Genomic DNA, 21712 nt, shown 5'->3' with positions numbered 1-21712 from the left:
TACTTCACTCCTAATCTTTTAAAAATTGATAATTAAGCCAAATAGCTTTTTTCTCTAAAGATTTATTTATATATTCAAAACGGATAATCGCTTTCGCAGGAATTTGTTTAACAACAGAAAAATTAAATCCTTCAGGAACATCTTTCATATAAATTTCATCTGCTATTTTTTCATTATTAATATATAAATTCCAATAATCGTTATCGTTATATTTTGATGCACCAATAGAAAATGCAATCATTTCCATATCAACTGGTGCTATAAATTCATTATGATGAATATTTTCATAAACACCTATTCTTCTTCCTTTTATAAAAGGAATCGTTTTGGTTGGAAAGTATGGAGCATCTAATCGGCCACCAGCCATATAATTTACAGCAAAACTCATAATCTCCCTCCAATTACTTCAAAAACTGTAAAGCAATCCATACTTGCTTATTATTAATTCCTTGGTTATGGAATTTAAAAATAATTTTATCTCCAGCCTTTAATTGCATATAGGACATAAGACTTATACCTTCTGGTATTTTTTTTGTATAAATATCCTCACAGACAATACCGTCATTTACAATAAGCGACCATTTATCATCGATTTCATACATAGAACTACTCACACTAATGGCATAAAACTCCATGTCAATTGGTAATACGTATTCCATCTTATCTTCTGTCCATGCTTTAGAATCCATTATAAAACCTTTCATATACGGAAAGGTTTTCGTTGGATAAAATGGCGCATCTAATCGACCACCAGCTATATAAGTTGTTTCAAACAAAGGTAATCACCCTTTTTATTGTATTAAAAAATCCCCATGCATCATTACGACACATCGGGAATTGGTAAATCAGATAACATACCGCTACCTTTATTAATAAGCCTTGGTTGTACTCGATCTAATTGTTTATTTGCGTTATAAATTAGTTGCATCTCCATCTTTTTACCCGTTATTTTATGGGATATAAGGACCTTTTCAAGCAGTGCTTGTCCATTAAAAACCAAATCGTAGTGCAGATATTTATCTCCAACAACTGCCGATAACCGAGCACCATCACGAACCAGTGTATACCCCTCGGTCATACCCTCTTTAAAAACATCATTTGGATCGTTACCAGGCATCGGTTTTCCACCGCTGTAAAATTCCCTATCAATTAATCCTTTCATTAAATACATAATAGGATCGTATAAATTCTTTTGCATTATCATAGAATCACCCCTAATTTACCCTTGTTACAGGCCACGTTTTAGCTGGGCGTTTAATATAATATCTATCTGCATTTAAATCTGTTTCATCAAACGTTAAATCTGGTAAAGAACCATAATCAAATAAGATATTATTTTGTGTATCTAATACTTGTAATCGCCCGGTAAGTATTCCTAAAGGAGTGCGCACCGCTTCAAAAATAATAATATTCACGCCATATTCAAGTGGTATATCAACATACGTAGGATTGTTTCGGATAAAGTAGTTTTCCACTATTAATTTGTTATTACAATAAATATTTAATAAATCTCCATCCTCTACATTCCAATCCCACAGCTTTAATCGTAATGTATCTACATTTACTGTGATTCCTGTTATATCGGTATACGGAGTAGGTTCATATCCATAGTTAACGGATAAATCTAAAGTTTGATAGAATCCATCATCAGCAGAAATCATTGTGTTAATTCCTTTAACAAAGTAGTTCCATTGTTGCCCAGAATCCCTGTTGTAAATGGAAACCACATCGAACAATTGAATTCGCGGATTCCCTATCACAGCAACTGTTAGTGTTCTGAATTTTTGAATCGCTTTTAAATGATAAGCTGCAGCAACTGCCCTTCTTGCAAAGAATGTTGTTGCCCAAGGTACCTCTATCATTTCCTCTCGCAAATCCCCTAAAGAAACGTTTTTAAGTAAGAATGAATTAACAAAACCATTAGCATAATCTCCACATTTAATAACAATACTATTACTAATGTCCTGATCTGTTAATTGCATATCTAAAGAGATAAGGTTTTCCCCTTCTCTAAAACTAAATTTGGCAAGTTCATTAATTTCGTAGTCTGGCATTCTCATAAATGTACAACTTCCATCTGGTTCATGTTTAATGTAGTGGAATGTTGTATCTATAATATCCCGTACAATTTCATCCCACTTTTGAAACCTCTTTCCAGTTGCACCTTCAATAATCCAGCTTTGATTTGTACCGGGAATGTTTACCCTACTTCCGTGTAATGTAACTCCTGCTTTTTCAAGGAAGAATTTTACTACATCATATACATTTCCAGTCGGTGCAACAATTTCATCTGATCCCGGCGTTGGAATTACTGATTTTTGTAGAACCTTTTTATAAGATGTTGTGCAGGTAACTGATATTGTGCCGCTTTCGGCATTCACCTTTACGTCAGATACAAAACCATGTATATACGGTAAAGCTTCTTCACCATAACCGATAGAAACCTTAAATTCAGTCTGCGGATATAGTTGGTTTGTGTTTGTTACTTCACTGTTGTAAAACCATTCTTGAATGGAAGAAAACTTACCATACCAGTTATCAGGTGCCATTTGCCCATATTCATTAGCAAAGGTAATAGAAAATGTACTTGCGAACTGATCTGCGTTCTCTTGCACTTCCAGGCTTACTACACGATGTTGTATTTGTACATAAGAAGAAGATTCTCTTTTTTTCATATAAACAATTAAATTAGGAGCATTATTCCCCACTTGGAAATAGCTCCCCAACATTCTGATTAAAGAAATAGATCCTTCTCTCACATTCCATCAACTCCAATACCTGCTTGTGACATAGATATTAATTTACACTTTGCTATTACTAGTGTTCCTTTACGTATTGCATCAACTTCATTAGGTGGAATAATACCACCATAGGTACCGTAATCACCTGTAATAATATGAGGGCGATATATTTCACTCATGAACTCACGCCAATGACTGATATCATTGAATAAAGCAGTAAATTCTACTTCACATCCTTTATTACCAGTACTTTGGTAACGAGGATATCCATGCATAACATTGTAATTTTTTAATCCGTTTAAGGATTTAGGCATTTTCGTTTGTTCAATCATTGCAATTGTAGGTATAGGTCCATATGCATGATAATAAACATCGCGCAAATAGGCTACGTCAGAAGAACCGTAACCGATTGTTGTAAATTCAATTGTTTGTGGCCCTGCACCAACAAAAATTTCTCTTGCTTCCCAGGCATAAGCACCTCTTGCTCTAAATTTTTCAATACCATTTACTCGAACAATAAAGTATTTATCTGGTAACATACCATCAGAACCAATAGGAACTTGGGACATAAAAGAAAAATTATATGTCCCAGGCCATGAAAAATTAATAGTATATTTAATTGTACTTTTTAATTCTGTAACATCCCATAAGAGATGATATGAACCAGCTCTTCTATGCAATGTTTTTAATATACTCATACATTACGCACCGCCATTCCCATTAGATCGTCAGCAACTACGTTTTGTAGTAATTTTCTCATTTTCACAAAGTCCTCTGCGGTTTGCAATTTTTCAACAGCAACTTTGAATGTAGCATTTTGAATTGTGACACCCTTATCAGTTTTCTTTTCAACAGAAGAGTGCCCAGCAAATGGATGTGCAGCTTTTCCAATCATATCAGCAGAATGTGCACCCATTTGTCCAATTCGGGTAGATACATCCGTTACTAGTTGCATCGGTTTTGGTGGAACAACCGCTTTATTTAACAATCCAGAAGCCTTGTCCACAGCCGGGATCATTTTTTCCATCCCTACACCAAGACCTTCTGTAATATATCCGCCGTATTCCATCATTAGACGAGAAGGAGATTTTATACCAAAGAAACTTTTAACTGCTTTTGGTATTCCGTCTACAACGCCTTTAGCTTTATCAACAACCCAGCCAGCCATAGATGTCATACCTTTACCAATACCAGCAATAATATCTTTCCCCCAGCTTACAGCGTCGTTTGCTATCCCCTTAACTATAGAACCAACTTTACCGAATACATCCCTTACTGTATCAACAATGCCGTCAAACGCTCCGACGATAGCTTTTTTAATTGCCGCAAAGTTACTTACTATGAAATCTCTAATAGCACCAACAACACTAAATATTGTGTTTTTTATCTTATTAAAGTTATCCACCACAAAGTTAACAAATGTCCGAACAGCAACTATTATTGTTTCTTTAATAAAATTCCATGCGGTTACAATAATAGACTTTACGATATCCATTACAGTCGTAATTGTGTTTTTTATAAAATGAAATGCTGTAACCACAAAATTCTTTATAGTCTCTAATACAGTTATAAAAACTGTTTTAATTACATTCCAAATCGTAGAAATAACCGTCTTTATTCCATTCATTACAGTTGTAATTATGCTATGAATTGCTTGAAACACACTACTTACAACTGATTTTAAGAAGTTTAATACAGTCGTAAAAATTGCCTTTATTCCATTCCACACTGTAGAAATGACGGTTTTTATCCCATTCATCACAGTCGTAATTATGCTGCGAATTGCTTGAAATGCACCACTTATAAATGTTTTCAAAAAGTTTAGCACCGTCGTAAAAACTGTTTTTATAATATCCCAGCCAGTTTTAAAAATATTTTGCCATGTTTTAATAGCAGTAGAAATATAGCTTTTAATAAATTCTAAAGCAAACTTAACAACACTTTTTATTACGTTTAGCACTGTATTAAATATCGTTTTTATTAAATTCCAACCAATTTCAAATGTCTTTTTCCATATGTTGATATACATTGTAATTACAGTAGTAATTATTTTCCATGCCCCGCTAAGTATTTTATCTATAAACGATACCGCAGATTGGAATACTTTTTTTGTTCCTTCCCAAAAACTTGAGAAAAACTTTGACAAACTATCCCATACTGACTTCGCAACTTTAACGATAGCATCCCAGGCTTTAGAACAAATATCACTGATCCATTGCACTGCCTGCTTTGTATATTTCACAATTGAATCCCAATTTTTATACAGCACATATACTAAACCAACCATTAAAAGTATTGCAATGCCCCATGGACTTAATACTAATGAAAACATTGATTTTCCAAGACCAGTCAATATCTGTGCGAACTCACTAAAAACTTTAATTAGTTTTAAGGCATCTTTAATAATCGCCGTAATTGCACCCGGTATTTGCATTAATGTTTTAACTATATTTACAAGGCCACCAATGATTTCACTCGCCTTAGATATAAGACTAGAAACAGATTTGATTAACTCAACCGTTTGCTTCAACGATGGTATTACTATATTGGAAATCTTCACGACTTGTTGAGCGATAGGTTGAATAGTTCCAGCCAAACTCTTTGCATCTTTTTCAGTTAACCCAAGCATATCCTGTAGTTTTTTTTGAGAACCTTCCACATCGGTAGCAAATTGTAAAGCTTTGCTATTGACTTGTTCTATAGGTTTTGTAACTTTATTTGAAATAGTGTCACCAAACGTTTGCATTTGCTTACTAATATTCCCAAGAGAATCTGCTGATTTTTGGATTTTTTCTTGCATTGTATTAGAGGCTTTTTGCACTCTCTCTTCAAACTTTTCTACACCTTTATATGCCTGATCCGCTTTGTTACCAATCTTCCCAAAAACATTGGTCGCCCCGTTACCAAATTTTTGAATTTGGCCATTTATTTGATTAAGTACTTCTGCTGGTTTTTGAAATTTTTCTTGTATGTTCTTAGAAGCCTTTTGTAAACTTTCCTCAAACTTTGCTAAATCCTTATAAGCTTCATCTGCTTTAATTCCAATTGTACCAAACAACTGGAATACTTCTGTAAACATTCACTCCCCCCTTTCTAACTAGGAAGTTTTTTATTCCTGATCGTCTTCAAACTGAAACTCTGCAATCAGCTTATTTGCATGGTCGATACATTCCTCTTTGGACCAAACTTCCATAGTCTCATTTTCTTCCCCATCCGACGTAGATTCCGTAAGTCCAAAAGCTTGCAAATAGTCTTGAAAAGTTGTTCCTTCTTCTAATTGCCTTGTTTGAAATCCGATAAAGGCCATCTTTTTCCATTCATTTAATTCTTCTTGCTGCTCTTCCTGACTAATAAAAGAAAATAAGTCCATTAAACGAGAATACGGTATGGATAAAACATAATCATCTGTCCATCCATACCGTTTTTGGACTTTATCAAAAGCCCTTAGCATATTTTGCTCTGTTTCTTCTATGTATTTATTAGAGTCATTTTCTACATTTCTTGTTTGTTCCACTTGAGACTTTGAGATTTGATTAGACCCTTTACCTGATTGAAAAAAGACATTAAATCTTCGCTTTCTAATAATCCTTCAATAACTGCTACCATGGCTTCTGGTGGTAACTGATCGAATTCTTCACGCTTAATCTGTAATAGACTAGAGAAAAATTCCGAAAACTCATCTTCACATTCCGGAATCATAGACAATAATTGAAAGACAAACTCTAAACCCTTTTCTTTTTTTTGTTTTTCAATTTCATTTAACTGTTCTTGTTGCTCTTCATTCATTTGGGCTAATTGAATTTTTTCATCGATTTCATTCTTTTCTTTCCCAAACTCCATAAAATCAGTCATTGCATGACGACCAACTTTAGAAATAATCTTAGTAAAACGCCAAACATCTTTTACATTTAAACGTCTCATCTTCATCTTCTGACCTGAAATTGTAATTTCTGTACTATTATGCATCATTTTTTCTAGCATTGTTGTCATATTCAATATCTCCTTTTATAACCTAAAAATAAAACCTACAACTTATTTACTTGTTGTAGGTAATTTAGGTGCTTTTTTCTTTGGTAAATAAATTTCATAAGGGGGTGTATTAGGCGAACTTTCACTATAATGACCAATAAATTTGCATTTAAGTCCTACAGTTCCTTTACCATCTTTTAAATCAATTTCTACAGAAGAAACTACCATTGCATTTCGGATAACAAAAATAACCGGAATATCACTTCCTGAAACTACACCTACTATTGCAATATCATTATAACTTGCGTCTTTAATTTCATTAGATGGTTTTACAATGTTATAATCATTATCAGTCGTACTATCTACATCTACACCTGGTAGAGCTAACTCTAAATTTTCTTTCGTAAATTCTACAAGTGTAACCTCCATATGTGGTTCATCTTTTAATAGCCATTTTCCGCGAACTAGTTTTCCTAAAACACCATCAATATCAGCATCATAGTATTCTCTAGTAAACCCCACTTTACAGCCACCTGTAGTAGCTCCTAACATCTCACCTAGGTCTTTTACACTTTTAAAACCTTTATACATTACACCCGGTCCAATAACAAAATTATCAGTTGTACCCTCACGTACACCATTAATAAGCTTCCAACTCATTTTTTTCCCTCCTTAATATAATTCCATTCTTCCTACCCGTACAAGAAACTTAATACTAATATGAATAATTGATGGATCTTCATCTGGAACTGTAATACTGCCTGCTCGATGAATTGTAATAATACCAGAATCTCTTAACAATCCCGCTTCTCTGTCTAACAAATGTTCTATTCGACTTGAAATTACATCCGCTTTTTCATAATCACCTTGGCCACAATATATATCAAAAGTGAGGATCATACGATCAATTACCTCTATATCATCCGGATTATTAGATTCAATTCTCATTACCACATAAGGCATTTTCATATCATTTTGTGCAGTTTGAAATGTTAGAGCGGGCTCTCCTTCATATTTCGATAGATTACTTTGCACAATTGTATCTTTCTCAATAATATTTCTAATTGTTGCAATCGCTTTTGTCGTCATTGTTCTCCTCCCAATGTCCTTTTTAATTCCCCACGCTCTTTTTCAAACGTTTTTAAGAAAAAAGGTCGGGCTTCTACAGTACTTGTACCATTTTCGACATACACCGCTCTTTTTAATTGACTTCCAATCGTTCCTACTACTTCGTTATCTGTAATATGTAAGCCATATTTAATAGAATCTTGTAATTCTCCCGTTCTAGAAGCAAATGTCTCTCCTGGTTTTGAAGCAATATATGTGCGACTTGATCGTGGAATTTTATACTTCACACCATTGTGGCTACCTGATACTGTTTGTTTCATTTCTCGTTGCAGTTGATTGCAAGCACTTATAATTCTTTCTACCATCATTTTATTAAGTTGTTCTTTAACCTGTTCTACATTACGTGTAACCATGAATTCCGATGTATTCGTCATTTTATTCCAACAACTCACAATACAATTCAATATGGTGATTTAAAAATGATGGATTTCTTGGTTCTCCTCTTACCTCAAATACATAATCATGAAAATAGATTACATCATTTGTATGGATGTTATGTTCTGCAGAAGTATAAATTTTAAAATTCGGCTCAAAATTTTGTTTATTTCTTTTTAATCTTTCATTATCTACTGCTGTATGTGTTGTTACACGACACTTCATTCTTTCATAAATAATGACAGGCTCTTCTTTAAAATTTCCTGCCGGCTGTTTTGCCTTTTGATTCCTTTTCACAGTTACTTCATGTATATATAATTCTTCCATATCTAATGTTCACAGCCTATTCTTTCATTCATAATGCTATTAAAGGATTTCTACTTCGGTATTTTTTTAATACTCTTAAAATCTTTTTATTAACAGTTTCCTCATCTAGCGATTCAATATTTATTTCATATGAATAATCTCCGATATTTGCTGATTTTTTCATATTTTCATATTGTAGATTTATTCGAATTACCGCATAACACGTCATATCGATGATGCATTTTTTCATTAAAGTCAAAAGCCCATCATAATCTTGTATGGTATACTCAAATTCATATAATTGATTCTCACTTAAACCATATACAGTGCAACCATCAGAAAAAACTGAACTGGTAACTTCTTCTCCAGAACCAATATGGATTACCTTAATCAAATTTTCTGCTCGAAAAGAAAGCCAAGCCAATTTACTAGTTCTAACTTTCTCTTTCATTGGGTTACTTGGCTTACTTCTCAAATAGTTTTTAGTAATCAATTCATATTGACTAATGAGTTCCTGGATTACCGTATCGGGCATTCGTTGAACATTTACCCTGTTCTTTATGTCCTGTACAGTAATTTCCATCCTTCCACCTCTTTTACTTCTCTTTCTTTTTAACCTCTATACTATCTATTAACTTAAAATGTCCTGTACTCAGTAAATAGTTTGCTTTCTCATTTGCAACCTTTTCCTTTACTCCGTTAAAAAAAGTATAGCCATATGCAGTATATGTACCGCCTAATTTTAATTCTATAATCTTCATATACAAATTACCTTACTTAATTCCCAAATTTATCAGGTATATTAGTAAGAATTGCTACTGCGTCCATTTCTTGAATAACTGCATCATCATCCAAATGAATAACATAGAATCGCTTATCTTCCATAACAGCAGATTTACCTTCTACAGTCTTACGAACTCGCGTGTCATACGTATTTACCGCAATAAAGTTTTTAGGATCTGCAAAAATAATTACATCATCTTGAAGAGAAGGAACTGTGACAATCTCATACCCTAACGGCTTATTAACTTGATCCCCTGTACCTAATAACGCAGCATCTCCTAAGCCAGTTGAACGAGTTGTTAAATATTCAATCCACTTCTCTCTACGAGCAGGTGACATAATCCACTTTAAACCTTCGTTTTTATATTTATTAGGCATCGCCTTAGATAAATTAAAGATTGAGTCTTTACTAAAGCCAGCACTAGCTTCAGCATCTCCCGTTCCCGTCACTAATTTAAAATGATCGACAATATGAGATTTGCTTGATTGTTTAATTTGTTTTAACCAGCCATCATTAATTTGAAGAAATGGATCCTCTGAAGTTACATCCCCATTCCAATGAAGGTCTTCAAGGTCAATACCTAACTGAGTTGACATTAATGTCATAACAGTATCTTCATATCCTTCACCTTCGATATTTTCTCGAAGTAGCTCCTCCGTAATCTCCCATGGTAAACGAATAGAAACTGTATCATATTCAACTTTCGACGTTTCTACACCCGCTCGATAGCCATCATCACTATTTTCCATTTTCCTACGTAAAATTCGACCACCGATTGCAATTTTATCTAATTCACCTTTTTTCGCTTTACGAATCTCTTTGCGATGCAATTGAGAAAATGGAGTTGCATCAAATACCATTCGGAAAAATTCTTTACTTTGTTCCGGATATAATAGCCCCGCTTTCATTCCTCCTGTTGTCATTGTACTCTTTTCAATTCGTTCAATACGTGCTAATAATTCTTTATTATTCATAGATTCATTTCTCCTTATCTTTATAGATCTAATCCTACCCATTTATTTACTGGTTTTCTCATCTCGTTTGTTGGTTTGGCATCAGCCCCAAGACTTTTACGAACTTGTGCTGATCGCTCAATTACTTCAAGTCTCTTTGAAATAGGGTCTATTACCTTCTGAATAAATTCACTTGTCTTTTTAGATTCTCTGTCATTTTCTAATTCATTAGTATCATGAGTTGATTCAAGTTCTTTATTTAACTGTTCTTCCAACTCCTGTAATCTCTCAAGAAAAGGACCCATTTCTCTCTTTACAATGTCTGCAATTTCATCTGAATTTTGATCTGCATTTTTTTGTAACTTATTTTCTTTAATTTGGTTCATCAAAGAAATCATTTCATCAAATTTTTTATCGTTTTTCTTATATAAGATTTTGCCTACTTCATTTATGGAATTAATAGTAATATCTTCTGGCGAGAAATCTGTATCACCACCCTTCATTGTATTTAAAATGTCCTTCATTTCATCTAAGGTGGAAACCATCCGCTTAATATCTACATTTCCCTCCCAAATCCCAACATAAAATACATCTTCAAACAAATTAAATAGCTTTTGCATTTTAGAGTTTTGTTTACTATTTACTGACTGATTATCCATCTCCTGAGTTTGTTCCTCGTCATAATGTGACTTAAAAAAATTAAACATCTTACGAATTACACCTTTCTCATCTTGTGTAAACTCATCCATTTGTGGCATCTCCATTCTTTCTCCAACCCCTCCCATCGAAAAGCCTGTGATTTTCCCTTTTTTGATCTCTTTCCATGTTTCACTATCGTCTACTCGAACAGTCATAAGCCATGTTCCTTTTTTAATATTTTGTTTCCCAACAACCGTATTATTTTTTGAAATCCAGCTTTCTACTACTGTTCCTTTTCCTGCCAACTCGTCATGGTTTTTATCTATGTATCTATATTTCTCTAAAAAATTATAAGCCGCTCTTTCAATTTCTTCAGCCGTCATGATATCACCATGTGCATCTTCTATATTTGGTTCATAAACAACCCCTGTTACAAGTTGTTTTTCATCTTCCCTCTTTAAAATAGGGACATTTTTCAAAACGTTAGAGCCATTCATGTTCATACCCTTCATAATTGCAAATGGCCTACCATTAGCCCCCTTTGTTACTAATGAAACATAACTAATTTCTACATTTTTCAATTCATTTGGCATAATATATTCCTACTTTCTAGCAAGACTACTAAATCGAGTTTGAATCTTCATTTAAAAATTTATCTCCTTCTAGAACTGGTTCGTATCCAATAACTTTTCGGCATTCATTTCTTGTTAATACACTCTTTTCGTATCCATCTATTGCGTATTGCATATCACTTGCTCGATCATCTGTATCAATTTCATTTAATTGAAACTGCCAGTCCAATTCCCCCAACGTTTCTGTAAACTCTTTAAATAATTGTGTATTTAATCGATGTTCTAAAATTTGTTGACCTGGTTCAATAATTGATCTTTTATACATTTCATTCATTTCTTTTGCTGTCGTCTGTCCAAGTGATCCTGTCATAGCCCAACCAATTCTATATGGTGGAACTCGATGAGCTACACAAATTTCCATAGCATTATCTTGGCGATATAAACGAAAGCTCGCTTCTTTGACATCAGGCCCTAATTTCTCTAAGCGAGCTTTTGCTCCTTCAGGGACAGGAACAACTGCTAACTTATGATGTTCTCCTTTTGTTTCGACAGAGAAAAATGTTTTTAATTCTCTTTCAACTGAATCATCTATTTCATCAACACCCTCAACAAACAAAACAGCATCTGGAATTGTTTTACCAGTAAAATAATTAATATTATAATCTCTTACAGCTTGTGATCCTACAATGGAACCAATAGAACTCACATAATCCGGAATACCATAGTATGATGATCTAGAACCAAATTTACGAATTACAATAACTTCACCAGCTTTTTCTTCAGTGTCTAATAACGAGTTTTCATCTAAGTTATCACTAATCATTTTTCCATCTACTAACCTAAAATCAGATGGATAACTAAATCTCTTAAACCATCTCTCCTCATTATTTACAATCTGCGCAAATCGAATCTTATCTTTATGCGCACGTACCGTATGTGCTGGAATATGGTGTAGCTGCGCTGGTTCCCCTTTCAAATTACGAACAACCTCTATAATTCCCCAACCTACAGTTTCATAATCCTCCCAAACTGCCCTAAGTATTTCGCTACTTGTCATTTCATTGTTGCAATACCTCATAAAACGCTTTAATTCTTTATATTGTTCTTGATTTGCCTCTGTCACTTCATCTAGCGGTGCAAAATCAAATCCCATACCAGCAATATCATTTACTTTTGCACTAATACATGCCGAGTGAATAGGGTTACTTTCTCTCAAATTTAATAATACTTGCATATCATATGGAGGCTTCACTAGTTCTTTATCACCGTACACTTGTGCAAATGGATCAATTGTCATTTGTTTGCTTTGAAGTTCCTCATCACGTAAAGCCATCTCACGACTTTGTAAATTAAGTACCTTCACATTTTTAATTGCTTTTTTCTCAACCATAAGATTTATGCCTCCTTTCATATACAAATCATTTATTCAATATTTTTCATAAAAACTTTACCAATATAAAAAAACTGAACATTACATGTTCAGCTAAACTCTTTTTATTTTTCCACCCATTATTTTTTTTTGCTTAGTAAAAAAGTATTCTAAGGCTTGTGACGTTGTATCTACTTGATCATTATGCTTACCAGATGGGAAAGAAGCTAATTCATCTATATAATCATATACCCAAGATTGTATTTTAGGATTAGGTATATATACATTTCCAGATTGAAATTCAGGGGATATCGCCTCAGCGCGTGTTTCTTTTGAACCCTGTGGATTTATAGGAATAATTCCACTTATTTCATTCTTCAATGAACTAATAATGGCAGGGCCATTTGCTTTTTTTTCAACTAATTTCGGAATGGACTTTTTAAAACCAGAATTTCGAAGGATCGACTCATATTTATGATGAAAAACAACAAATGCTTTCTTTGTTTCTAGGAAATTCATTTGCGCCCTCACTTGATCAATTAAATATTTGTCTCCATCTATTTTTCCCCAGATCTGTCCAACCACAAATGAACTTTTATTTGTAGTGTTATCAAAAGCCATATCCCAGGAAGTAATAATTTGATCAAATTGTTCCCAATTTGGTAATACATCGTAATATTGAAACCAGTTCCTTTTAAAAATATTCCCTATATCACTTGATGGTTTTTGTTGCCATAAAGATAACCATGAACGTGCAGAGGAAAACTTCTTTTTATCTTCATAATAATTTTGGCCATAGTGTTCAATCCATAAGCCTCTTCCTATTTCTCTGTTCAATGGATCATCCCTTGACTCTGCTATAGCGGGAATTGATAACACAGTCCATTTCTCCTGTTCTTTCTCTAACAATCTACCAGCTAAATCGTCCTCATGCCATCGCGTCAAAATTAGAATTACCTTTGCACCTTTTTGTAAACGTGTAGATAAAGTATCTTCCCATTCATCCCATAGTCTATTTCGGTATGTAATTGATTCGGCCTCTTGGCGATTTTTAATAGGGTCATCAATAATTAATAAATCTGCTCCTTCCCCTGTAATCGAACCACCAACTCCTACAGACAACATTCCACCAGAGTGATTATGTAGTGCCCAATCTGTTACGGAACCTTGCCGCTCATCAATTCTAATGTTAAATATTTCTTTACCAAACTCTTCAATCTTAGCACGATTTCTTCTACCAAACTTTTCAGCTAAACTTGATGCATAAGATACCTCTATAACTCTCTTATTTGGGTAATTTCCTAAATACCAACTTGGCAATGTTTCTGTTATAGACTGTGATTTTGAATGCCTAGGTGGCATAAACACCATTAATCTATTAGTCGATAATTTCTCTTCAATTAAATCTTGGCAAATCTTTGTTATTAATTTTGTGTGCTTTGCATGTTTATAGAATCCCTTATGTGTATACTGAACATAGAAAGGGGTAGTTCACTTTTGCCAATTCCTTAAATGTATTTTCATCTATTAACTTATGCACATTCATCCGTGTCATGATTGTAATTCTCCTCCTTGAACTTTCTCAAATAATTTCATAGCTAAATCAAGCATTTCCTCATCACACCCAATTTTCATAGCCATTTTATTATGCTCTACTTTCATTTCTCCTGAATGATTTACGTTTGCTTGCAATTGATCTTTTCTTCCCCATTTAGTTGGGAATTTTCTTTCTAATCTCCATGCTGCGGCTTTCCAATTAGATTTTGCATGCTCCCCAATCGTCTCAACGTCTCTAGCTTCACTAAATGCTAATGCCTGATCAATTTCCATGACTAACTTCACATAAATCTTATCTTTTCTCGGTACTACTTCACCTGTCTTTTCACTCGTTTCAATTGCCCTACGCCCTTGTTTTAACCAAACATAAACTATACTTCTACTTATTCCAACTAACGCACATGCGGTTTCAATATAATTCCCTACTTTAATATATTGGGTCAACCTATTTATCAGCTCATCATTCAATTTCATTGGTCGCGCCACTAGCATTCCCTCCCGTTTTAACTCATCATTTGTATTTCTTTTTCTAAACACTCAATACATATTGTTGTTATATTGTCGTCAACTACCTCACGAATTAACATTTGTTCACAATACTGAATTGTGATTGGAAATTTCAAAACCCACAAACATTTTTCAAGGCAAATTGAACATATTGGCATAGTATCTATATCTTGTTCTAACATCTAATCGCATCCTTCTGTAGTTTTTCATGTACTACTGCCTATTTTGTAGTAAATAAAAAGATGCCGTCACTTTTAAAATCTCTCATTTAATTTATAGATATCTTTTGGATTACTCTTTCTTTTTGCTAGTATCCATTCTTCATTTTTTATATTTCATTTAAACTTATTTTATTACTCTCTATTTATAGGTGGCACTATGGTGACAAGAATGTATTTGTAATTAAAAAAAGCCTTAACTACTTTCGCAGAAAAGACTTTTTCTTACTTGTTTAGCAATTTTTATTTCAGATCTATATAGAATCGTTTTAATTGTGCTTCTTGAAACATTCAAATATTTAGCAATTTTCTCTTGTGTAATGCCTCTTCCTCTTGACATGATATATATTTCTCTTTCATATTTTGTCAAAGTAGAGAGCGCATCTTCTAGTTTTATTCTCTCCCATTCTGAAATGACACTTTCTTTGTTTTCATCATCCCATTCATATGTTGTATCAGTACTACGAAAATACCTTTGCATTAACAAGGAATCATATGATTTTTCTCGTTGGTAAGCAGCTCTACGTTCTATTCCCCGACGATTACCCGGCATCTTTGCATTCTTCATCCACTCCAAAGCATATGTGACATCACTAATCATACTTGTTAATATTTTAATCTCTTCTTCTTTTGCACTTATTTTAGCACTCTCTAGCTTACATAACGTTTCTTTATATTGGATAATTAAATCTCGCATATACCATTCCCACCCTTATAACAAAGCAAAATTGTTAAAAATAGAGACCATCTAAATCTACATTTAATTTCCATTTATTTTTTCTCACCAAAAAACTAAAATTATAAAAAAATCTTGCTTAATACTATTTATCATTGCTACTTTGTACTTATATGATATATGTATATAACGATTCATTTTTATCTCTTTTTCATCATTTTTTTACATAAAAATAACCACCTGTTTGTTTACACAGGTGGTTATAATCCATATTAAAAACTTATTTATGATTAGTAATCTTAACACTCCTCAACCTCAATCCCTAATGCATATGCATAGTTGTAAAAAGCAGTATTTCTTTTTCTATAATAATCTCCCTCGGATAAATTCAACTCTTTCATAACCTCATATCTATTAACTCGATTCTTTAACAAATATTTTTGAATAATTATTCTATCACTTTCAATATCTAACTTTTCTAACCCTTTGTTCATCGCAATAATATAATTGACCCGCTCTTCTTTCGCATTTTCCTTTAATATATTTTCTTTCGAGAGTACCGTTTCATTAAGATAATTACACTTCATAAATAATCTGTATTTCTTTATAGCTTTCAGTACATTTTCTTTAGTAGCTTCTTTATTTAATACTGGTAATTCTATATTTAACATGTTAAGCCCCTTTCTTATCATTTATCCTTAATCATAATTTGAATTTCACATATCAAAATCATTACAATGATTTGCTATTAAGGCTTATATCCTTCATGTATTATTTCATACATTGTATTGCTAACATTTATTTTCTTATCCTTATGATTTTTGATTAATTTTATTAACTCATCACTATTTAATTCGTACAATTGCTTATCCTTATATTTGTAAATTCCATTTTCAATAAGTTGATTAATTAAAAATAACTTCACCTTGCTACACCACCATATCTTCAACGAAAAATTGAATCTCAATATCTTTTGAATTATAATAACAAATTGCGCCCCCATTAATCGGAACACATCCTACTACAATTTGAGATTCACTTCTACTTTTTACAATAGCCACTTTATACAATTTATTATCTCTTTCAACTACATCACCAAGTCTAAACTCATTTATTTTACGCCCTTTAATAGCGAATAATTTTGCCCGTTCAAATAATAATTTTTCACTTTTTTCAGCTTTCCTAATTTTTAATTTCGTACTCTTTTCAAAATGACCATAATTATTAGAGAACTCCTCTCCATTAATCCAGAACCAACTACCATGCTTTATTTCTTTTTCATTTTCTTTACAATATTCAGCGATGAATTTTTCACTTTTTTCATTTTCAATATACAATAGTTCTCCTTTTCGAATTATTTCTCTACAATCTATAAATTCATTCTCAAAAAAGAAATTAATTTGTTGATAGCTTTCTTTTTTACCTAAATAATCAGCAATCACTCTTTCACCTTCTATCTTCCAACACATCGGTGTCTCTTGTACTGTTGTAATCCAATTTGTTTTCATTCGTTTAATTGCTTCAAATCCTTTATATGTTCTCATTTTCAAGATGCCTCCATTTAATTATTCAAAATATATAGAATAAACTTAAAAACTGCTTTCAATGTACATACATGGAATTTCTAATCAAATACTCTTTCCATTCCTCATATTCTTTCTTAACTTCCGAACCAATTCATACAGTACAAATTTCTTGAACAATATGTTTTTATCTGCATATATATTCTTTTCTTAAAAAGGTAATTTTCTCTTACGCTTATCTCTTGTTTTTTTAAATTCTATGTGTCGATATGTATTAAACATACGAGATGTAACTCTTTCATCGTACGCTTTTATAATTGCCTCACCTGTTAAATTTGTTGTAACAATTGTTTTTTTTCCTTGTCGTCCATCAAATAGTTTAAATAACACACGATTTACAAATGCTGTTGCTTTTAAATCATTAATATCCATATCCCCTAGCTCTGCTCCTAGATCATCAATGACTAATAAATCCATAGAAATTAGCATATTTGTTATGCTATGCTCTGTTTCACAAGATTGCGTATTAAATGTCGAACGTATGTAATCAAAGAGTTCTGAACTTGTAACATACATAACTTTATCCGAACTTTGTTCATTCATTTCATGTGCTATAGAGTATGCAATATGACTTTTTCCGGCTCCAACTTTCCCCACAAGGATCAAATTAAATCGAATATCATTTAAATAGTCTGTAAGAGCCTTTTTAGCTAAAATTAAATTCTTTTCATCCTCTTCACATTCTGATATAAATGTCGAAAATCTAGCTAATTTAATAGTTTCATCTTTAATAAGACTCTGATCGTAAAATATACTTTTACGTTTTCTTTCCTCTTTCTCATAACGAAAAACATTCATTTCTTTTTCTAACCTTCTATTTTCTTCTTCTAAACGACATACTGGACAAATCGTTTCACCCTGAATCTCCATCAATCTTACAATTCGCTTCCTCTCCTGATTACATATCACACATGTTTCAGAAAGGAAGTTCATTTTCTTCGAAAGACTTTGTACTATATCTGTTACCTTTGTTAAAGCCATTTGATTTCACCATCTTTCTCTGCTGCAAATATCCCTCAAATTTAGTTCCAAATAAGGTTTCTGGTCTTAAATATTTTGCCTGTTCTGTATAAAGCCATTCTTTCGCCTTCGTCTCAATAACTTCTTTAAATTCATTTATATTAAATCCCTCTTGTAGTCTAGATTTAATTAACATTTGTGTCTTTTTAGTTGAAATACGATAACTTGTATTACATACACTGTTGAGATAATTAATTATCTCTACTATATCTTTTTGAGTGGTATTCTCTGAGTTAATCTTTTGTGTAGTCTCTGGTATTGGTTGAGACATATTATCATTTTCCATCATGACAATATGTTCTTTTCGTTGAGACAATTTGTCACAATCGTTATCTATTTCTAATTCAACTAGTCTGTCATAATTTATTGAATACCATTTTGTTTTATCAAACTTTAATTTGTTATAGTTACCACTTATCAATAAATTAAACTCTTCTAGATTTTTAACAATACGTTTCAACGTTCTTTCATTCCAAAACGGGAATTGTTTATGCCAATTTGAAATGCTATTATAGACCCAATAACGATCATCATAATAATGTTTCGAGCGCTTGAGCCAATAATGTATTTGTTGAAGAAAAATTGCCTCGTTCAATCCAATCTTACTTGCTAATCGAGGTAATACTAATAATGGCTCATCCTGTATTAGCAAACTACTCATTTTATCTTCCTCCAGATTTTTTCTTAAAATCAATATATTAATCTTCTTAAATGTTAAAGGTTTTATTCTCCAAAACCTTTAAATTTCCCAACCTATTAATACTTTTATAGCTTGATTAGCTTGCTTCCTTGTAAGATCACTCAGTGATTGAATTTTAAGTTTTACTTTTAATTTATTTTTGATTTCCTCTTTTGAAATTACTCCATTATATTTCAATGCTATTATATGAATTTTGGCATAAATCATTTTTAACTGTTTATTCGAAAGTTTTTCTGATTCAAAACGAATAGTATTACTAAATTCTTCATTTTCTTTAGTACTCTTGCTGACATATCCTTGTTTTTTTGTCACTTTAAAAATCATGATTAATCCTTCCCCCTACAATATACTTTCCTATAAGATTTGTTTTTTAAGACGATAGTCTTTCTTTTCTTACACCTCATTCTCTGTTAACCAATTCAATAAAAATGCTTTCGTTTCTTTAGCCGGAAAATACCATGTCCCGCCCACTTTAAATTTTTGAACACGCTGATCAAAAAAGAATTCTTTTTGAATAGTAGTTCACGACATGCACGTTCTTTTTTTAATTCACTTGTATCCCAAAATACAAATTCTGCATCCACTTCTTTAAGCGTTTCTTCTAATTTTTCTAAATATAATCTTCTGATTGCTCTTTCATCCACTTGAATATTTAGCATTTTATATTTCATCTCAATTTTTATATACCAAATACACTTTAGCGTTTCATTTTTTGAATCTCTTTCCTTATTTTCTAAGTAAAAAAACTATATATGAAGTACCTTTAATAGTAGAATTATTAGATATTTGGTTTAAAATACCCCAATAAACATCCTATAATCCATATATAAATACGTGCATTTTTGTCACAAATTATTTAAAAAAAGATCAGGGAATAATTCTTCTATAGATTTCTCTAAATAGCACGATAGCATATGTGCCTCTTTCAGAGTGAATTCACTTTTATTATGTTCTTTTGCCCAATATGTACGTGGAGAAACATTAAGAAAATCAGCAACTTCTTCAATAGTTTTTCTCTTTAATTTTCTTTCTAAAAATATCATCTTGTGCATTTTTGTCACCTCTTTTCAAATTCAAATATAGTACTACGTGACAAAACAGTCAAGAATTTTTTTACCAATTCACGAAGAAAGTTGCATTTTTGTCACACCGATTATATAATCAATCAAGACGGAGGTGACAAAAAGTCATGAAATCATTTGGTTTAAAATTATCTCAATTGATGAAGAAAAATAATATGACAGACGAGCAATTAGCTGAATTATTATCTGTTAGTAGAACTACTGTTTTGCGGTGGAGAAATGGTGAAAGAAGCCCTAAAATGTCAAAAATATCTCAAATCGCTAAGATATTAAATGTCTCTGCAACTTACTTTATTGATGAAAATGAATCCTATTGTCCTGAAGATCAAGCAATTACCAAACGAAATATTCCCATTTATGGTACAATCGCAGCTGGTAAACCAATTGAAGCTATAGAAAATGTAATTGGGGATATACAGGTACCTGATATCATTTTAGATAAATATGGATTTGAAAAACTATTAGCACTTCGTATAAACGGAGACAGTATGAATAGAATTGTACATGATGGACATATAGCTGTACTTGAGAGGACAACAAATATAAATAATGGCGACATAGCCGCTGTACTCATCAACGGATATGACGCCACTTTAAAAAGAATTTACAAAACTAATAATAGAATTATCCTAGAGCCAGATTCTTTTAATCCTAGTATACATCCATTAATGTTTGATTGTACAGATATAGAAAATTGTCCAGAAATAAAAGTAGTTGGAAAATACATTTGGAGTTGTGCACCAATTCAATAATATTTCATCAATGAATTAAGTTATTTTTTAATAAATTTTAAAGTAAGGGGGCTTTCTCCCCTTCTTTTTTATAGCAGGAATTTATCTTGTCTAGTTTCAGGAAATCTTGATTTTTTTGTGAGCGTTTTGTGGGTGAATTACTCTTCTTTCAAATAAAAGTGTTTTACCCACAACATAAAAAAACTCAGCACGTTTTGTGTCAGGAATTTGAACTTCTTATTATAGAGACATATACTGCCCGCTTTCGCCTCTTAAACGTTCAATCATACTTGGTACTTCTTCAAAATCTATACTTGATTGCTTTTTCTTGCTCAATACAAAATACCTTCCTTACAAATTATAATAAATTGAATCTTAGTAAAACAAAAAGAGATGTCTTAGTAGTATACCTAGGACATCCTCTTCATTTTATAATATCTAGATTCTATACATACCTAACAATAAAATTTTTATTCTACCTAAAACATCGTATTATCATTAGCTGCTTCATTTGGAATCTCTTGAATTACATCCCAGTGATCGACAATCTTTCCATCCTTGTTACGAAATATATCGACTATAGCAACTTCTCTTATCTTGAGAATTAGTACGAGAATGTACATGAAGAGCAACTGTATCCCCTTCAGCTACTACACGTTTAATCTCTGCAGAGGAATTAGGTTTTTTAACAAAATACTCCTTAAAGAAATCCATGAAGGCTTTTTGTCCATAAGCAACAAAAGGATTATGTTGCTTATACTCTTCACCTACATATTTTTAGTAAACAACTCATAGTTGAATT

The 21712-nt window shown here is 32.3% G+C and carries 29 protein-coding genes and 2 pseudogenes; 1 reads left to right on the top strand and 30 read right to left on the bottom strand.

Annotated features, from left to right (window positions below; genetic code table 11):
- Positions 1 to 10: 10 nt before the first annotated feature.
- The 29 genes and pseudogenes from ACTFR3_RS20160 to ACTFR3_RS20020 form a co-directional block, all read right to left on the bottom strand.
- Positions 11 to 388 (bottom strand): hypothetical protein, encoded by a 378-nt coding sequence (locus ACTFR3_RS20160; RefSeq protein ID WP_000006644.1) that lies wholly within the window; start codon positions 386 to 388, stop codon positions 11 to 13.
- Between the two features lie 13 nt (positions 389 to 401).
- Positions 402 to 776, bottom strand: a complete 375-nt coding sequence (locus ACTFR3_RS20155; RefSeq protein ID WP_000464270.1) for a hypothetical protein — start codon at positions 774 to 776, stop codon at positions 402 to 404.
- A 44-nt stretch (positions 777 to 820) separates the two neighbouring features.
- Entirely contained in the window at positions 821 to 1204 is a 384-nt protein-coding gene (locus tag ACTFR3_RS20150) for a hypothetical protein (protein WP_000605840.1), read from the bottom strand.
- 10 nt (positions 1205 to 1214) lie between these two features.
- Positions 1215 to 2759 (bottom strand): hypothetical protein, encoded by a 1545-nt coding sequence (locus ACTFR3_RS20145; protein WP_440044722.1) that lies wholly within the window; start codon positions 2757 to 2759, stop codon positions 1215 to 1217.
- Positions 2756 to 3439: a hypothetical protein gene (locus ACTFR3_RS20140; RefSeq protein ID WP_000025596.1), complete on the bottom strand. Its 684-nt coding sequence runs from the start codon at positions 3437 to 3439 to the stop codon at positions 2756 to 2758. Before ACTFR3_RS20140 ends, ACTFR3_RS20145 begins: the two co-directional genes overlap by 4 nt.
- Complete coding sequence (locus ACTFR3_RS20135) at positions 3436 to 5820, bottom strand: phage tail protein (protein WP_098529170.1); 2385 nt, start codon at positions 5818 to 5820, stop codon at positions 3436 to 3438. Before ACTFR3_RS20135 ends, ACTFR3_RS20140 begins: the two co-directional genes overlap by 4 nt.
- Before the next feature lie 30 nt (positions 5821 to 5850).
- On the bottom strand, positions 5851 to 6255 hold the full coding sequence (locus tag ACTFR3_RS20130) for a hypothetical protein (protein WP_000438521.1): 405 nt from the start codon (positions 6253 to 6255) through the stop codon (positions 5851 to 5853).
- Positions 6234 to 6731, bottom strand: a complete 498-nt coding sequence (locus ACTFR3_RS20125; RefSeq protein WP_000210326.1) for a hypothetical protein — start codon at positions 6729 to 6731, stop codon at positions 6234 to 6236. The genes ACTFR3_RS20130 and ACTFR3_RS20125 overlap by 22 nt, the downstream gene beginning before the upstream one ends.
- Positions 6732 to 6773: 42 nt before the next feature.
- Positions 6774 to 7370, bottom strand: a complete 597-nt coding sequence (locus ACTFR3_RS20120) for a hypothetical protein (RefSeq protein ID WP_016513545.1) — start codon at positions 7368 to 7370, stop codon at positions 6774 to 6776.
- Between the two features lie 12 nt (positions 7371 to 7382).
- Entirely contained in the window at positions 7383 to 7799 is a 417-nt protein-coding gene (locus ACTFR3_RS20115; protein WP_017657986.1) for a hypothetical protein, read from the bottom strand.
- A complete protein-coding gene (locus tag ACTFR3_RS20110; protein ID WP_002153798.1) occupies positions 7796 to 8212 on the bottom strand; it encodes an HK97-gp10 family putative phage morphogenesis protein in 417 nt (138 codons plus the stop codon). Before ACTFR3_RS20110 ends, ACTFR3_RS20115 begins: the two co-directional genes overlap by 4 nt.
- A gap of 1 nt (position 8213) precedes the next feature.
- The gene (locus ACTFR3_RS20105) at positions 8214 to 8540 is read right to left on the bottom strand and encodes a hypothetical protein (RefSeq protein WP_440044721.1); all 327 of its coding nucleotides are present in this window, start codon (positions 8538 to 8540) and stop codon (positions 8214 to 8216) included.
- Positions 8541 to 8568: 28 nt separating this feature from the next.
- The gene (locus tag ACTFR3_RS20100; RefSeq protein ID WP_098617251.1) at positions 8569 to 9102 is read right to left on the bottom strand and encodes a hypothetical protein; all 534 of its coding nucleotides are present in this window, start codon (positions 9100 to 9102) and stop codon (positions 8569 to 8571) included.
- 13 nt (positions 9103 to 9115) lie between these two features.
- Entirely contained in the window at positions 9116 to 9280 is a 165-nt protein-coding gene (locus ACTFR3_RS20095) for a YqbF domain-containing protein (protein WP_000691127.1), read from the bottom strand.
- A 16-nt stretch (positions 9281 to 9296) separates the two neighbouring features.
- Positions 9297 to 10277 (bottom strand): phage major capsid family protein, encoded by a 981-nt coding sequence (locus ACTFR3_RS20090; protein ID WP_001060157.1) that lies wholly within the window; start codon positions 10275 to 10277, stop codon positions 9297 to 9299.
- Between the two features lie 20 nt (positions 10278 to 10297).
- A complete protein-coding gene (locus ACTFR3_RS20085) occupies positions 10298 to 11488 on the bottom strand; it encodes an XkdF-like putative serine protease domain-containing protein (RefSeq protein WP_440044720.1) in 1191 nt (396 codons plus the stop codon).
- A 28-nt stretch (positions 11489 to 11516) separates the two neighbouring features.
- Positions 11517 to 12857, bottom strand: a complete 1341-nt coding sequence (locus ACTFR3_RS20080; protein WP_440044718.1) for a phage portal protein — start codon at positions 12855 to 12857, stop codon at positions 11517 to 11519.
- Positions 12858 to 12950: 93 nt separating this feature from the next.
- On the bottom strand, positions 12951 to 14198 hold the full coding sequence (gene terL / locus ACTFR3_RS20075) for a phage terminase large subunit (RefSeq protein WP_227749024.1): 1248 nt from the start codon (positions 14196 to 14198) through the stop codon (positions 12951 to 12953).
- A gap of 189 nt (positions 14199 to 14387) precedes the next feature.
- The gene (locus ACTFR3_RS20070; RefSeq protein ID WP_069603977.1) at positions 14388 to 14885 is read right to left on the bottom strand and encodes a hypothetical protein; all 498 of its coding nucleotides are present in this window, start codon (positions 14883 to 14885) and stop codon (positions 14388 to 14390) included.
- Positions 14886 to 14896: 11 nt separating this feature from the next.
- On the bottom strand, positions 14897 to 15082 hold the full coding sequence (locus ACTFR3_RS20065; RefSeq protein WP_000892959.1) for a hypothetical protein: 186 nt from the start codon (positions 15080 to 15082) through the stop codon (positions 14897 to 14899).
- 232 nt (positions 15083 to 15314) lie between these two features.
- Entirely contained in the window at positions 15315 to 15815 is a 501-nt protein-coding gene (locus ACTFR3_RS20060; protein WP_001205173.1) for a sigma-70 family RNA polymerase sigma factor, read from the bottom strand.
- 278 nt (positions 15816 to 16093) lie between these two features.
- Positions 16094 to 16465, bottom strand: coding sequence for a hypothetical protein (locus ACTFR3_RS20055; RefSeq protein WP_000931950.1), 372 nt, complete (start codon positions 16463 to 16465; stop codon positions 16094 to 16096).
- A gap of 77 nt (positions 16466 to 16542) precedes the next feature.
- Positions 16543 to 16719, bottom strand: a complete 177-nt coding sequence (locus ACTFR3_RS20050; protein ID WP_000765291.1) for a Fur-regulated basic protein FbpA — start codon at positions 16717 to 16719, stop codon at positions 16543 to 16545.
- A 4-nt stretch (positions 16720 to 16723) separates the two neighbouring features.
- Positions 16724 to 17338, bottom strand: a complete 615-nt coding sequence (locus tag ACTFR3_RS20045; RefSeq protein ID WP_440044716.1) for a hypothetical protein — start codon at positions 17336 to 17338, stop codon at positions 16724 to 16726.
- Between the two features lie 189 nt (positions 17339 to 17527).
- Positions 17528 to 18358 carry an ATP-binding protein gene (locus ACTFR3_RS20040; protein WP_098542616.1) on the bottom strand — a complete coding sequence of 277 codons (831 nt, stop codon included), beginning with the start codon at positions 18356 to 18358 and terminating at the stop codon, positions 17528 to 17530.
- Positions 18294 to 19058, bottom strand: coding sequence for a conserved phage C-terminal domain-containing protein (locus ACTFR3_RS20035; protein WP_098818638.1), 765 nt, complete (start codon positions 19056 to 19058; stop codon positions 18294 to 18296). Before ACTFR3_RS20035 ends, ACTFR3_RS20040 begins: the two co-directional genes overlap by 65 nt.
- Positions 19059 to 19136: 78 nt before the next feature.
- Positions 19137 to 19421, bottom strand: a complete 285-nt coding sequence (locus ACTFR3_RS20030; RefSeq protein WP_440044715.1) for a hypothetical protein — start codon at positions 19419 to 19421, stop codon at positions 19137 to 19139.
- 69 nt (positions 19422 to 19490) lie between these two features.
- A pseudogene (locus ACTFR3_RS20025) lies at positions 19491 to 19756 on the bottom strand (hypothetical protein).
- A gap of 186 nt (positions 19757 to 19942) precedes the next feature.
- Positions 19943 to 20149 carry a helix-turn-helix transcriptional regulator gene (locus tag ACTFR3_RS20020; protein ID WP_000549412.1) on the bottom strand — a complete coding sequence of 69 codons (207 nt, stop codon included), beginning with the start codon at positions 20147 to 20149 and terminating at the stop codon, positions 19943 to 19945.
- 137 nt (positions 20150 to 20286) lie between these two features.
- On the opposite strand from ACTFR3_RS20020, the gene ACTFR3_RS20015 reads away from it, so the two are divergent.
- Positions 20287 to 20931: a LexA family protein gene (locus tag ACTFR3_RS20015; protein ID WP_017657778.1), complete on the top strand. Its 645-nt coding sequence runs from the start codon at positions 20287 to 20289 to the stop codon at positions 20929 to 20931.
- 458 nt (positions 20932 to 21389) lie between these two features.
- Here the strand turns inward: ACTFR3_RS20015 and ACTFR3_RS20010 are convergent.
- Positions 21390 to 21687, bottom strand: a pseudogene (locus tag ACTFR3_RS20010) (nuclear transport factor 2 family protein); the annotation flags it as partial.
- Positions 21688 to 21712 lie beyond the last annotated feature (25 nt).

The organism is Bacillus cereus group sp. MYBK14-1, from assembly GCF_051916885.1.
Classification (GTDB): domain Bacteria; phylum Bacillota; class Bacilli; order Bacillales; family Bacillaceae_G; genus Bacillus_A; species Bacillus_A cereus.
Note: the sequence above shows the minus strand (reverse complement) of the source record. Positions and strands in the feature narration are given on the sequence as shown.

Excerpts from the sequence above, each read along its gene's own strand:
- ACTFR3_RS20160 (WP_000006644.1), bottom strand. The coding sequence starts at position 388 with ATGAGTTTTGCTGTAAATTATATGGCTGGTGGCCGATTAGATGCTCCA.
- ACTFR3_RS20150 (WP_000605840.1), bottom strand. The coding sequence starts at position 1,204 with ATGATAATGCAAAAGAATTTATACGATCCTATTATGTATTTAATGAAA.
- ACTFR3_RS20140 (WP_000025596.1), bottom strand. The coding sequence starts at position 3,439 with ATGAGTATATTAAAAACATTGCATAGAAGAGCTGGTTCATATCATCTC.
- ACTFR3_RS20135 (WP_098529170.1), bottom strand. The coding sequence starts at position 5,820 with ATGTTTACAGAAGTATTCCAGTTGTTTGGTACAATTGGAATTAAAGCA.
- ACTFR3_RS20125 (WP_000210326.1), bottom strand. The coding sequence starts at position 6,731 with ATGACAACAATGCTAGAAAAAATGATGCATAATAGTACAGAAATTACA.
- ACTFR3_RS20120 (WP_016513545.1), bottom strand. The coding sequence starts at position 7,370 with ATGAGTTGGAAGCTTATTAATGGTGTACGTGAGGGTACAACTGATAAT.
- ACTFR3_RS20115 (WP_017657986.1), bottom strand. The coding sequence starts at position 7,799 with ATGACGACAAAAGCGATTGCAACAATTAGAAATATTATTGAGAAAGAT.
- ACTFR3_RS20110 (WP_002153798.1), bottom strand. The coding sequence starts at position 8,212 with ATGACGAATACATCGGAATTCATGGTTACACGTAATGTAGAACAGGTT.
- ACTFR3_RS20105 (WP_440044721.1), bottom strand. The coding sequence starts at position 8,540 with ATGGAAGAATTATATATACATGAAGTAACTGTGAAAAGGAATCAAAAG.
- ACTFR3_RS20100 (WP_098617251.1), bottom strand. The coding sequence starts at position 9,102 with ATGGAAATTACTGTACAGGACATAAAGAACAGGGTAAATGTTCAACGA.
- ACTFR3_RS20095 (WP_000691127.1), bottom strand. The coding sequence starts at position 9,280 with ATGAAGATTATAGAATTAAAATTAGGCGGTACATATACTGCATATGGC.
- ACTFR3_RS20090 (WP_001060157.1), bottom strand. The coding sequence starts at position 10,277 with ATGAATAATAAAGAATTATTAGCACGTATTGAACGAATTGAAAAGAGT.
- ACTFR3_RS20085 (WP_440044720.1), bottom strand. The coding sequence starts at position 11,488 with ATGCCAAATGAATTGAAAAATGTAGAAATTAGTTATGTTTCATTAGTA.
- ACTFR3_RS20080 (WP_440044718.1), bottom strand. The coding sequence starts at position 12,857 with ATGGTTGAGAAAAAAGCAATTAAAAATGTGAAGGTACTTAATTTACAA.
- terL (WP_227749024.1), bottom strand. The coding sequence starts at position 14,198 with ATGCCACCTAGGCATTCAAAATCACAGTCTATAACAGAAACATTGCCA.
- ACTFR3_RS20070 (WP_069603977.1), bottom strand. The coding sequence starts at position 14,885 with ATGCTAGTGGCGCGACCAATGAAATTGAATGATGAGCTGATAAATAGG.
- ACTFR3_RS20065 (WP_000892959.1), bottom strand. The coding sequence starts at position 15,082 with ATGTTAGAACAAGATATAGATACTATGCCAATATGTTCAATTTGCCTT.
- ACTFR3_RS20060 (WP_001205173.1), bottom strand. The coding sequence starts at position 15,815 with ATGCGAGATTTAATTATCCAATATAAAGAAACGTTATGTAAGCTAGAG.
- ACTFR3_RS20055 (WP_000931950.1), bottom strand. The coding sequence starts at position 16,465 with ATGTTAAATATAGAATTACCAGTATTAAATAAAGAAGCTACTAAAGAA.
- ACTFR3_RS20045 (WP_440044716.1), bottom strand. The coding sequence starts at position 17,338 with ATGAGAACATATAAAGGATTTGAAGCAATTAAACGAATGAAAACAAAT.
- ACTFR3_RS20040 (WP_098542616.1), bottom strand. The coding sequence starts at position 18,358 with ATGGCTTTAACAAAGGTAACAGATATAGTACAAAGTCTTTCGAAGAAA.
- ACTFR3_RS20035 (WP_098818638.1), bottom strand. The coding sequence starts at position 19,058 with ATGAGTAGTTTGCTAATACAGGATGAGCCATTATTAGTATTACCTCGA.
- ACTFR3_RS20030 (WP_440044715.1), bottom strand. The coding sequence starts at position 19,421 with ATGATTTTTAAAGTGACAAAAAAACAAGGATATGTCAGCAAGAGTACT.
- ACTFR3_RS20020 (WP_000549412.1), bottom strand. The coding sequence starts at position 20,149 with ATGCACAAGATGATATTTTTAGAAAGAAAATTAAAGAGAAAAACTATT.
- ACTFR3_RS20015 (WP_017657778.1), top strand. The coding sequence starts at position 20,287 with ATGAAATCATTTGGTTTAAAATTATCTCAATTGATGAAGAAAAATAAT.